This window comes from Vibrio sp. Y2-5 (assembly GCF_014596725.1).
GTDB lineage: Bacteria > Pseudomonadota > Gammaproteobacteria > Enterobacterales > Vibrionaceae > Vibrio.
The window spans coordinates 82944-95468 of sequence record NZ_JACVEG010000002.1; the positions used below are offsets into that span (position 1 = coordinate 82944).

Consider the following 12525-nt stretch of genomic DNA (forward strand, 5'->3'; position numbering starts at 1 on the left):
TTTCCGCTGACCACCTTAACCACTAAAATGAACGCATGGTGAAAATGCCACGCGTTGCGAATCCCTCTTAAACAGTTTGTTATGTGCGTGATTAACCATTACTAAAGGAAATATAAGCTTGGATAAGTCCAACGAATATTAGTGCAAAAGTCAGCTTAGTCATTGCTTTTGATTGACGTAAGGTTTCCTTATGTTTTCTATCTTCTTGTTCATGTTGTGACAGTGAAATCAATGCGTGGTTAGACAAACGATAAATACCTTTGTCTTTTTCAAGATCACCACTTGCTACTAGCGACTCCAAGAGCAACTCATTGTAATTTTTGTTCCGCTCGCGATCAGGGTGATAATACCAACGCTGAGTATGTAACAGGCTCAATAACCCAGAAACAGTTATACAAAAATCTCTGTCATCAATAGTTTTTTCAAGTATCAACTGTAAAGCTGCCATTCGTTCTGAACGACTTAATTCCTTTCTATTATAGAAAACTTGCGCAGCTTTATTGAAATGTATTTTAACTTGATAGTATGGAAGAACACCTTTTAAAAGGTAATCATGTAAACTAAAATATTGAATATCATAAGTTTTATAAAAGTGGGTAATTTCTATGTTAGCTTTATCAACATCTTCAAAGGCTACATGTGACTTTTCAGTGTAACCCTCGTCACTCCATTGACGCCCTTTTATTCCTGTGTTATCCATACCCTCAGCGAGAATATTCCAAGAGTTATCTTTCGCTTTGATATACATGACAAAGCAGTCTACTTCTGCCGCTTTTTCACCTGTTCTCGGAACTCTTTCTGGTGCAGGTTTAGACAAAATACTCCGAATTGCCCACCGATAGATTCTATTCAATTTACAACCTCATTTTGCTTGTTTCACTGGAGCATATAACGCCCAATCAAGGTGTGAGCCACTCAACCACAACACTCAATTTGGACGCGGTAAACACTGAACTAAACCCAACCCAAAAATGCCAAGCATGGGGAATCACTCTTAAATTGTTTGTTAGAACCCTACACCCCCAGATGCCACTCTGGTGACATCCAGTCTTTAGTCCAATCAAGTTTTTCAGATATTGCTGCTATTTGTGTATATTCTCTAAAGTAAGCATCGACAATCGTTTTATCTGTAATGTAGAGAGCATTCTCCAGAGAATTAGTAGCATTAAAAGAAAAATTAAACGACCCAGTCCACACGGCATAAGGCTCAATAACATTGACTGGATAGCCACAATCAGAGACGACCTCCACATTAGCAAATACTAAAAACTTATTGTGCATCCTTGGAAAGGCTGGCTTTTTATACTTATTAAAACCACCGACACAACGAACTGGGTCTAAATGCTCATCTTTACCCATTGACGTCATACCTAACAACCAGTATTCAAACTCTCCTCGGTAAATTGAACACTTCAATCTTGAATATTGTTCTCGCAGTTTGTTCTTATTAAAGTTTTCTGTGCCTTTTGGATCAGGCTTAAGAAATTCTTCTTTCTGGACAATAACTTGAACATGTTCTTTTTTAGACATTGCTTCTAGAATCGGGGAACTGGTCATCCAAGCAACAGCACCAAATACAGAATTGGCTTCGTTGATATGTCTGATTAGTTTTTCTTCCAAGTTTCTGAAGTAAACTGAAACTCCGTTTTCACCTACTACACTATTGTCATCAATGTTGTGCCCAGGCCAAACACCAGTATTTTTTAATTGAAATTCATTAAGATTATACATCTAGCTCCCTTGGTTTCTAACGATAAGCTAAGTGGCTGCAAACACCACCAAACTTGAACACAACAACGTAACCACCGCGACTCATTGGAACTGGACAGTTCAATTTGAGGCGTTTTTTATACCGTGCTCCCATATACATGGGAGGAACTTCTTTATCAATTGCCATAGTCCCGTATAATCGCGGCCAAATTACACCACACCAATCAGCAGTGAGTTTCAAATGTCCAAACTATTTTTCAAAGGTCGAATCGATGCTAGACAAAACCACGTTATTTCGGGCTATAACGTAAAGCGTGATGTAAAAGCAGGCACTGAAGAATCTCCTATCAATGTTGTCGTTCCAACCGAAGCCCGTAAAGCAGAGATCGAAGCATTGCTTTCTGAGCACTCTATAATGGCTCATATTGTCATAGACTCAAAACAACCAGAGAACACTATTGAGCTTGATACTCTATTAAGCAAACCTAAAACGATCACCTACGAGAAAACACCAAACCGTAATGATCCGTGCATTTGCGGAAGCGGCAAAAAGTACAAAAAGTGCTGTGCTTAAACTCTCGATAATTCCATTAAAAGCCGTCTTCTGACGGTTTTTGTATACTAGGGCTAATTCTCACACTAGGCACATAACGCAGCGTCAAGTAGTAAGCAACGTAACCACTTTAACTCAACTATTACACCGTAAGCACAAAAGCCAATTCAAACCACCGCCAAGCATTGCGAATCCGTCTTAAAGCGTTTGTTATATACGTTTTTAACGGAGTTCATAAATATCTATGATACGCTCCCACTCACCTAACCGGCCTAGACACCAGATGAGAAACTCTAAATCCTTAGTATTTTCAGTTAGAGTTTCAGTGGTTATTTCCGATTCTAACGACCACCCCAATTTGTACAGCGTATAACAGTATGAACAAGAGTCATATTCAAGTAGTTCTGCAACTAATTCAGGGGCAGTTTCACCAATTTTTGTATACAACTTAGATATATAACTATCATGCGAACATGAATCGGCTAGAAAATGGCGCTCTTCAATTAATATTTCGGATTCAAAGTTTTCGATTATGATGTCACAAACTTCGTGGTCTTCAAATTTATTACGCGCAGCAATTAGAATACCTTGATATTCTTGCTTATAGTATTTTTTAATAAACTTGTATGCTCTCTTACGAAACAGCTTCCATTTAGATAGAGCTAAAACAACTAAAATCTCTAGTTGTGTCTCGATCTTTAGGTATGGAAGAATAACACTTAGAGTCATTACGGAGCTCAACGCAACCTGATATCGAGCACTTTTCGTTATTTCAAGTATTTTACTGGCTAGCTCTTCATAACAATATTTTTTTCCGCCAGACAGATCAAAGTGTATTTTCCTGTTAACCAAATCTCTAACAACAAGGTCATGTTCAATCGAATAAATCAAAAGTTCTGATGTTTCTCTTGTATTCAAACAACCTATTAAGGCTCTGGATAGCGCTGGATTCACTTTACAACCATCTTCGACTTGTTCCTCTAGCCTTAATATATAGTCGACCCTGTCTGTCATTTTTTCCTCTTGAGAATATAAGGCCCGTTTAAGTGGTGAGCAACACTAACATGGCACTTAATTATTACACCTTAAACACATAAGCCAATTCAAACCAAAACCGCCGAGCGTTGCGAATCCGTCTTGAAGCGTTTGTTAGTACTAAATTTTTACACCTATATTTTCAAAACCAGTTTCTTTAATTTTTGAAGTTTCAATTTGCTCGTCAGTAAATCCTTCACTTTTAAGAATTCTGATTGTTGCAAAGTTTGAATCGAGATCGTCTAGAGAGACAAACCTCTCTTGTTCATGACGGATTGCATTTATTTCATAAACTAATCGACAGGATAACTTAATCGTATTTTTTACCGACTGAATACAATATCTTTTTTCATTAACTACCGAGTCAACCGAACTCTGAGATTGACGTATAATTTCATGAACACTATTAGGAATACGTTTAATTGCAACTCGTTGAGAAGATGTAAGGATTAAAGCCGATTGTTTGTATAAATCAACAAGTATGTCAACATCGATAGCAGTTGGCATAGGTACAGGCAATCTACCTGATTGAGCTAACTCGTGCGCTGTGCGGATATTACAGAGAAATTGAAAGTGTGTACTTAAATGATCACATAGCACTTTTTGAATATCGTCTAATTCTGCCATCAGCTCTTGATAACGTTCTTTTCGCTGAAAATCAGCCTTCTTCTGTTCAATTCGAGGAACCAGTAAGATTGAAAATAATGCACCTAGAAAAAAGATTCCAAACTTTACTATTGTATCCATAAGTTTCCTATTTATTACTAACAGTTGTTATGTGCATTTTTCAACTGAGGTCAGTTGGATATATGAGAGTTCCAAACGTTCAATGAAAGGCTCACTTATACCCGGAAGACCTGAAGTAAAGGTATCAACATACGATATTTCAAAAACATCGTACAGAAAGCTATCTTCTACCTTGGCAACATGTATTGGTGAGTATGGTCGAAGAGCAATCAGAACGTCGTCTAATTCATTGGCATCGATTAGGTTGTATTGATCCCCCGTGATATCAACAGCAACTTCATCAATTTCTATCCAATAATGCGTGATTAAGCCATTATCAGTACGAGAGCCTCCAATACCTTTAATTTCCAGTTCTGGATAGAGATTGAGGAAATGATAAACAAGGATCATTGACGTCAGCTTACAATTCATTACCGGAAAATCTTCAGTCACTAATTTTATTTTGTCTGGGTCACAAAACTGAATTAGCTGCCTAAACCTAACAGCTTCTCTCAATATTTCGAGCCTACTTATAACCACAAACTCTCCTATCCACATAACGCCCAACTAAAGGGAAAAACCAAGCCCATTAACTCAACCGAACTAGCCGGAATCCCAAAAACAAACTGAACCCAAAATGCCGCGTGTTTTTGTCCCTTTGAATTGTTAGGCTACTTCATGAGCGCAAGAAGCGACATTTTTTCATGTTGCCCTGACTCTATATCAAACTTATAGACAATACCTTGAGGCTCGTAGAAACCCGAATTTGATCCTGTATATATTACTGAAGACAGTTGACCAAATACACTAACCACACAGAAATTTCGAACGATGTAAACCCAATGGTTCTTATCGTCAAATAGTGATGTTAGCTCATCCAGTTCAAGCTGATTAGTAAAGCTTACGTCACTTGAGAGCTGCTGATTTTTCAGGCTAAGTCGAATTAGGTTGGCAACGTGATCTTCTAGATACTCTTGGCCAAAATGATAGACCAATAGTTCATAAGCTATTTTTAAATGCAGCAAATTATGATCATTAACATCCCATACGAAGTTACCTGTAAATTTAGGCGTTTCTATCGAACGATTTGTGACAGTTGCATTATCCCAAAAATAGGCTTCCATTTTATCTAGTTGTGCTTTTGAAGGGGACTTGCCTTGATTTTTGAAGTAACGTTCTAGTTTTTTTCGTAACGCTTTCTTAGCTTGAGGCTTTTCATACTTATCTATTTTTAGAGATATGCTGAAGTTAGATTCTTTTTGGTCAATATTAATTTCAGGGAAAATAATCATTTTGTTTTCATTATCGACCCTTACTTTACCTAAAGTTTCATGTTCATACACGCCAGTAAATGCATTAGGAGCGGATAATTGCTTACCCTTAATATCATGCACTTGCCGAGCGAGTTTAAAATAGAAATTATTAGCTAGACGCCCTTCAAAACCACTTCCGAAGTTACAATTACAAGTTTTGCAAACGTTCTTAACTACAAGGTTTCCGCCAATAAACTCTGGAATTATATGTTCATCTGTTAACGGGTTGTCGTCTGATATTTTGTGTTCACCAAGACATATAATACAAGTCAAACTTTACCTCCTACCTTGTAGCCTAACACCATGTTACGGTGTGAGCCACGCAACCACAACACTCAATTTGGACACGGTAAACACGGAACTAAACCCAACCCAAAGATGCCAAGCGTGGGGAATCACTCTTAAATTTATTGTTAGAGTTGTTTAATTAGTAGCACGATAGCTATGAACCCCATTAAAATTGGCAATCCTAACTCTAAAACTAGCCACCGTAAGTTTTGTGTTTTCAAAAAAAGTTTGAACCGAGAATCATACCTTTCAAGTGACACTGGAATACGTTGAGAGCTAATAGTTTCTTCAGCTACTCTAATGCTTCGTTGTAGATCATGGATACTCTTACTTAGACGACTAATTGATGCACATGAGTTGGCAATATTAGTCGGGTGTTCACCTTTCTCTTCTAATCCATTTCTTACATCGTTTTCTAAAGTTTCTAATTTTTTATTAAGTGTATCCAGTGGTTCCGATATTGAACCTATTGAATTAGCTTGCTCCGTCCACCATTGATAAAGACTTGATTGTCGTGGGTCACTCGGATAATCGCCATATTCAGAGGAAAGTTTTGCAGTTGTGATAAAAGCGAGCTTTGTTCCGCTAACACGTAACCCCCACTCTTGAAATGCATCAATACTTACCCAAATAAAGTGAACAAGCATATAAGCGTTAATAGCTAGAAGCCCTAGAAACATAGAGCGACTATCTAGATTTTTAAACTTTAATCCGACAATACTTGATGACGTGTCTAACTCAAGCCCTCCAAGAGTTAATGCAATAATAACAACACTCAGCATCATAAGGTTGTTACGAATTTTTCTAGCATAATCACTTAATTCAGCTGTAACTGGTTCTCCCAGAGCTTTTTGTACTTTTTCAATATCGGTAGACAATTATAATTCCTCGAAAACTCTAGCGCCGCATTAAAGTGTGAGCGGCGTTTGGCTATACTTAAGCGAAGCGAAACTGCCAAACGTTGCGAATCACTCTTAAATACTTTGCTATGCTCGTTTTTTTAGTTGTATAAGAGGTTCCGATTTCATCTGTTGTATGAAGCCAATATTTTCAGTTGTTTCAGCAAAAGAACGTAATTGAGCTAGTAAACCACCTATTGCATCTGGGGCATAGTTTAAGAACTTGACCATCTCTTTAACACTGTAGCTATACATAGGACATGTTGGGTGTACTATCCCATTTCTCTTCCCTTTGAGCTCAATGAACTTAGAACGATATTTTGATGATTTAAATTCTTTCTGCTTATGAGCAGCAAACGTTGTGACCCATGCATCAAGTCGGTCTTCAAGAGGAGCTTGAGAGTTTAAGGTCACTATATTTGTATACTCATCTGAGTTAGAAACCAACGTATTTACGTGAAATGTATACTTATGCAAAAAACAATCAACTAGGGAGACTGCACATTGAAGGTAGGAGCGATAAGCTCTTGTCAAACCGGAAAAATCGTTAGCAAGAATTGCCTTGTATGCCTCTTTTCGATAATGCGTAATATCATCAGCAAAAGATATTTCTGGAGACTCAATTCCCCCGGGGAATTTTACGCTTTCGGAATAGTTTGCATACTGAGAACCCAGATCAAACTTCATTCCCGTCTCATCGCCCATTATTGCAATGGAGATTGGTGAACTGAGAAAGCGATCATTGAGATCTAGCATTTGTTGCAAGGCTTTTGCCTTGCCATTTTTACGAACACAATCAATTTCACTTTTGAGATCTATAGTAAAAGGTTCAGCTTGTTGCTGGCTAACTTTCACCTCTCGATACAGGTGCTTTTTCTGAATTTTAGGCAGGTTAAGATCTCTCCAAACTTGGAGTACATATTTTTCTGCTTTATCTTTTCCCACTCTCATTTTATGCAAATCAGCTTCCAATTTTCCTCCTAGCGCATAACGCCCGGTTAAGGGGCTAACACGCTTTACACTAAACCCAAAATAGCCGCCTTAACCACTAAAACCGCCAAGCGTTGGTTGTCCCTCTTGAACCGTTTGTTAAGCCATTTGCTCGACATTTGCACGCATATGTGCATTTATATACCTGACATTAATGCCTTCCAAATTATGAAGTTCTTTAGGAAAATCATGTAAAGCGCATTTAAATTCACCATGAAAGGCGATTCGTGAACCGTTACTTTTGTGAAATTTAGCAATCTGATTTGCCTTTGCTGAGCTAATTTCATCAGTTATATAAAGCGAACCAATCTCTCCAGCTTTAAAGCTTTGTGTCTTGATATGCTTAACTTTTAAAGAAGTACCAGCACAATTAAACTCAATCTCTGCTCTATCAAGTTCAACATCAAAAGGAGACATATTGATAATCCTAAAGTAAATTCGATGCTCCGCTATTTTTCCAAGATTAACCTCGACAGATGTGTGACGAGCTTGTACATCAATATATATGAGATCTGCTAAACGTTGCTTTGAGAAAACTTTTCTCAGAATAAGTTTCGGTAACCAACGTAAATACTTCCATATTTCGACAATTGATAAAGTTTCCAATTTTCCTCCTGTGGCATAACACCCCCTTAAGTGGTGAGCAACGCACCACAATACTCATCCATTACACCGTAAACACAAAAACCAAATCAAACCCAAACTGCCGAGCGTTGCGAATCCGTCTTAAAGCGTTTGTTACATGATTTATTCCTCGATTTCGACAACCCACACTTTGTGAGATTCTTTCAATCTTGGAAATGGTTTCCCGATCATCGCACGAAGATAAGCAAGCCTACGGTTTCCCTCAATCAGATGATAGGGTTCAAGCATGAGATTGCCCTCTTCACGTTGATGGTGGATATGATTTCCTGCATCTTTCGTAACAATCATTGGGCATGGTGAAGTACCATTTTCAAACATAAACTTTGCAGTATCGTGTTCATTTAAACACCCTTTTAGAAACTCCTGACCTTTGCCATCTAACAACTTCAGGTCATATTCAAAATGCTGAATTTCCATAATTTTATCGTTATCAAAATCTTCAAGTGAAAATTTCCACTTTGTAAAATCATATAACTGCGAAAATTCCACAACCTGCTCATTGTGATACCACATCCAGTTTTTAACTACGTCCTCAGGGATATGATTTAACTCCTGAGGAAAGCGAGCAAAATAATCTTCAAAAGGTTCACATTCGAAATCTGATGGGTCATTTCTCTTTGGTATTTCCACATTTCCTCCGAATCACATAACTCTAAGCTAAGTGGCTGCAAACACCACTAAACTCAAAATAACCACCGTAAACACACTAGCCAACTTGAGCCGAAACCGCCAAGCCTTAGTAATCCATCTTGAGCACATTGCTAGCTTCGTAACTTGATTCAGCCCTATATTTGTCTGATAACTCTTCCACCTTCGTTGTATCTACATAAAAAGGAATCATTAATTTAATAGCTCTAGCATCACCGTCAAAGATTGGAAAGAAACCTAGTTCTTTTATTTCATGTACTAAACGACCTATTGAGTGCTCTTTTAAGTGAGGGATATCTAAAATAATCATTTTGTCATCTAATTTTTGACCAGTATGTATAAAATAAATATCTACATTTTCCAGTTGTTTATTTAATACATTATTGATTTCTTCTAATTCCTCTACCTTTTTAATCCTTTTATTAAGTTCTAGCTCTAGTTCCGAATGGTTAATTTTGAACTCTTCATGTTCCTGCTTAAGCTTAGAATAACCTATAACTCTTTTTTTTAGGCTTTCATGCTCACTATGAAGATTATTATAATCACTAATAATTTCAATATTTTTTGCATTTAGGTCTTCGATTTTTCTATCATAGGAAACAATTTTTGAATTGTATGATGATAATTTATCGCTATATTCTCCTTCTAACTTCTTATAGTCATCTAGTTTAACCATAGTGCCCTTTTCAATACGATTTTTTATATCTCTCTTTTTGTCTCTGACAAGCTCTTGCCAATAAAAAACCAATATAGATAATAGGGGATTAAATATTATAAATAATACTGAGAATAACAAAGGCTTGCCTACAAATGAAAAATAATTTGAAGAGGCATTAGAAATTATATTAATTTTACTCTCAATGTCATATTCACCAAATAAAACTCGAGCGACCATTCCATAGTTAATTATACACCAAGATATAACAAAACATCCAAAAAATGGAGAACTAACTCTTTCATATAATGACGCTTTTATCGCCTGTTGCAAATTAATTACATTCAATTCTACACCTCTTCTCTAAGAAAGCTAACGAATGACATGGACTTCCGCTCCCGAGGATCTAACACACTTACGTAGCACTTATTTACACAGGAGGCACCATATCCGATACAGGAGAAAGAGCTAGGTTAACAGTTTTTGTAACGTGCCTAATGCCTTGCCTATTTCTTTAGCTGCTGGTTGTATTGCATCTTCATATACAGGAACAGCCTCAACTAAACCAGTAACCGCGTTTATAGTTGAATTAACATTATTATTATCATTGTCGCTGAACATACCTTTTCCTTATCACTCTAACTCCGCCTTAAGTAGTGAGCAACACTAACCACCCAACCTAATCTATTGAGCTGTAAACACTTAAGCTGAATCAAACCGAAAATGCCACGCGTTGCGAATCTGTCTTAAACGCTTTGTTAACTTTTCAGCATCTATTGATACCTAACTCATTCAGAATACTTTCAAGTGCCTCGCCTTTCAATATTTGCTTAATCACCTGATTCGAACCTGATTCGTGAATAATACACTTACTCCCTGATTCTATTTCTACTTTTCCAGCACTAGTTAGTTCAGAATCAAAGGTTAAAAATGCAGGAGTCCCTACAGGTAAGAAGAACGAATATTTTTCAGCTAACATTGAAGTTACTTTCTCTTTGTAACTCTCTGAGCAATTAGAGCCAAATATAACCCCCTTTATTACATCAGGAGCATGATGAAAAATCTTACTTTTGTTACTCACAGGCATTAGGGATGTCGAAGAAACCCTGAGAGAACCAAAGCTTTCACTTAATAAAAGTCTCATTTCTTTCTCATATGACCAAAATAAGCTTTTATTAAGCAAGTTGCTCTCAATGAGATTAGGTCTAGTGTCAATATCTAATATATCTATTACTTTTTCCTTATCTTCATAATTCACTTCTTCAAACCTGAATTTTTGTACCTCGTTTAGCAAAATATTCGGTCGAAGATTGAGTGAGCAATTCGGAAGAGTTTTATAAATCAAAACACACCCTCGGAATCCACCTCCATAATGAGCCCACATCTGAGGATCCAGAGGATCTTTAGAAAAAGAGCAGCTGTGATATCGCTTATCCCACCCTCTAATCATTTTCTCCTTGAGAAAATGCACGCACATTGAACTAGCAGATTTAGAGTCAGTGTATAAATCATCCCTATCTTCAAGAAGGTATTGTACAAAAATATTAACCAAGTTTTCTTTTTTAGCATCTATTGCAGAAATAAGGCTCGAACTATCATCAACCTTCGTACCCTCAAACTCGTCATTTATTGCTTCAATTAATTCACTATTCTCAATATCAACTATCCTTGCCATATTCCAAGTATCGTAAGGTTCACTACTTTTTAAAATACCTCTCCAAGCCTCAACACTACTACCAAAATACGGCCTTATGATGAGGTCATGTGGATCATTGAGCTGTTCGTTGGATGCAAAGAAAATCTCATCATATCTAAGAGACTTCTCAAAATAAAAATCAGGTCTATAATATTTAAATAAATGCATAAATTTTTTTAATTACCCCAAATAAAGTTAACGCCCGCTAAAGTGGTGAGCAACGCAATACAGATGATGACGCATACCACCTTAAACACTAAAACTAACGCATACTGAAAATGCCACGCGTTGCAAATCCCTCTTGAACAGTTTGTTAGGTGAATTAGTATACGGCAAACCGGACTTCTTCTGGGCTATATGGCTCTAGGGCCCCGGCATTATTCTCTTTGAAGAACTGAATTCTAGTACTAGACATCTCGAAACAATATTTAGGGTCAAACTTCAACATAGCTTCATGTTGGAAACATCTTGGAGCGAACTTTATTTCACTTTGCCATGTAATTTCGTAGCCGTGCTGTTGAATCCAGAACTGAATAGCTTTTAAAGACTCTTTCATAAAGTCATAGCTTCCATGGGTATAATGCTCTATAAGAACAGTATTTCGAAGAAAAGCGAACTCATTATCTTTGTATTCAAAGTTTGAAACCACGACCATAGGGCAATTTCTACTCGTGTTTCGCAGCTCACCATGTTTGTAATAATCACCTGCATCCACGATTAAGTTTTGTGAGAAACACATTTCATTCGTTTGTCGGTCACTTAACTCTGAAAAATCCACTTGGTGACGTAATGCTATAGAGATCCCCCCTGCTAAACGAGTTACATCCGATAAGTCTGGTTGAAATGCAAACTGCTTTACAAGAAGTAGATTTAATTCTTCCCATGGTTTAATAACATCGTTTATGAACCTATTTTTGTTCATTTTTCCTCCTTCATCACCTAACGGTTGTTACATTGAACCTCTCCACCCTGACGGTTCAATATAAACTGAGCTAACTTCCAACATACTGTAATGTAACCACATAAATTACTGTGGAAGTTCGAGTACTTACTTGATTTTTCATTTCAAAATGAGGAGACGGTCAGATTAAGAGTGGAGAAAGGAAGGAAATGAATTTGGCCTAATACCCATGCTCAAAGGAATCAACACAGGTATCAGTTATTAGGAGTTAATTTTGATAAGGTTTGATATATCGTCCTAAAGCAATCAGTCCAAGTAGGGCAACAATCGGGGTACCAATGATAGACAACACAAAGTAGCCAAATCCGTTATGACCTAAACGTTCTGCTACACCCCACACATAAATAGCCACAATAACATACACACATAAAGCCCAAATACTCATAAAACCTCAATAAATCAATGA

16 protein-coding genes are annotated in these 12525 nt (G+C 37.1%); 1 reads left to right on the plus strand and 15 read right to left on the minus strand.

Features of this window, described 5'->3' with window-relative positions:
• Positions 1–91: 91 nt before the first annotated feature.
• Entirely contained in the window at positions 92–817 is a 726-nt protein-coding gene (locus HUO09_RS05545) for a hypothetical protein (protein ID WP_188233277.1), read from the minus strand.
• A gap of 197 nt (positions 818–1014) precedes the next feature.
• Entirely contained in the window at positions 1015–1731 is a 717-nt protein-coding gene (locus HUO09_RS05550) for a phospholipase D-like domain-containing protein (RefSeq protein ID WP_188233278.1), read from the minus strand.
• A gap of 220 nt (positions 1732–1951) precedes the next feature.
• Between HUO09_RS05550 and HUO09_RS05555 the strand changes: the two genes are divergently transcribed.
• Positions 1952–2284: a PBPRA1643 family SWIM/SEC-C metal-binding motif protein gene (locus tag HUO09_RS05555; protein ID WP_188233279.1), complete on the plus strand. Its 333-nt coding sequence runs from the start codon at positions 1952–1954 to the stop codon at positions 2282–2284.
• 201 nt (positions 2285–2485) lie between these two features.
• Here the strand turns inward: HUO09_RS05555 and HUO09_RS05560 are convergent, their stop codons facing one another.
• The 13 genes from HUO09_RS05560 to HUO09_RS05625 all read right to left on the minus strand — a co-directional run bounded on the left by HUO09_RS05560 (position 2486) and on the right by HUO09_RS05625 (position 12504).
• Positions 2486–3277 carry a hypothetical protein gene (locus HUO09_RS05560; protein WP_188233280.1) on the minus strand — a complete coding sequence of 264 codons (792 nt, stop codon included), beginning with the start codon at positions 3275–3277 and terminating at the stop codon, positions 2486–2488.
• 141 nt (positions 3278–3418) lie between these two features.
• Positions 3419–4045, minus strand: a complete 627-nt coding sequence (locus HUO09_RS05565; RefSeq protein ID WP_188233281.1) for a hypothetical protein — start codon at positions 4043–4045, stop codon at positions 3419–3421.
• Positions 4046–4072: 27 nt separating this feature from the next.
• Complete coding sequence (locus HUO09_RS05570) at positions 4073–4456, minus strand: hypothetical protein (RefSeq protein ID WP_223159329.1); 384 nt, start codon at positions 4454–4456, stop codon at positions 4073–4075.
• A gap of 239 nt (positions 4457–4695) precedes the next feature.
• Positions 4696–5610 (minus strand): HNH endonuclease, encoded by a 915-nt coding sequence (locus HUO09_RS05575; RefSeq protein WP_188233283.1) that lies wholly within the window; start codon positions 5608–5610, stop codon positions 4696–4698.
• Positions 5611–5750: 140 nt separating this feature from the next.
• A complete protein-coding gene (locus HUO09_RS05580) occupies positions 5751–6503 on the minus strand; it encodes a hypothetical protein (protein ID WP_188233284.1) in 753 nt (250 codons plus the stop codon).
• A 108-nt stretch (positions 6504–6611) separates the two neighbouring features.
• Positions 6612–7496, minus strand: coding sequence for a hypothetical protein (locus tag HUO09_RS05585; protein ID WP_188233285.1), 885 nt, complete (start codon positions 7494–7496; stop codon positions 6612–6614).
• 117 nt (positions 7497–7613) lie between these two features.
• Complete coding sequence (locus HUO09_RS05590; RefSeq protein WP_188233286.1) at positions 7614–8120, minus strand: hypothetical protein; 507 nt, start codon at positions 8118–8120, stop codon at positions 7614–7616.
• A 141-nt stretch (positions 8121–8261) separates the two neighbouring features.
• On the minus strand, positions 8262–8789 hold the full coding sequence (locus HUO09_RS05595) for a hypothetical protein (protein ID WP_188233287.1): 528 nt from the start codon (positions 8787–8789) through the stop codon (positions 8262–8264).
• 106 nt (positions 8790–8895) lie between these two features.
• A complete protein-coding gene (locus HUO09_RS05600) occupies positions 8896–9810 on the minus strand; it encodes a hypothetical protein (RefSeq protein WP_188233288.1) in 915 nt (304 codons plus the stop codon).
• Between the two features lie 120 nt (positions 9811–9930).
• Positions 9931–10083, minus strand: coding sequence for a hypothetical protein (locus HUO09_RS05605; protein ID WP_223159330.1), 153 nt, complete (start codon positions 10081–10083; stop codon positions 9931–9933).
• A 145-nt stretch (positions 10084–10228) separates the two neighbouring features.
• On the minus strand, positions 10229–11326 hold the full coding sequence (locus HUO09_RS05610; RefSeq protein WP_188233289.1) for a DUF2971 domain-containing protein: 1098 nt from the start codon (positions 11324–11326) through the stop codon (positions 10229–10231).
• A gap of 154 nt (positions 11327–11480) precedes the next feature.
• Positions 11481–12080, minus strand: coding sequence for a hypothetical protein (locus HUO09_RS05620; RefSeq protein ID WP_188233290.1), 600 nt, complete (start codon positions 12078–12080; stop codon positions 11481–11483).
• A gap of 247 nt (positions 12081–12327) precedes the next feature.
• A complete protein-coding gene (locus HUO09_RS05625; protein WP_188233291.1) occupies positions 12328–12504 on the minus strand; it encodes a hypothetical protein in 177 nt (58 codons plus the stop codon).
• Between the last annotated feature and the right edge of the window lie 21 nt (positions 12505–12525).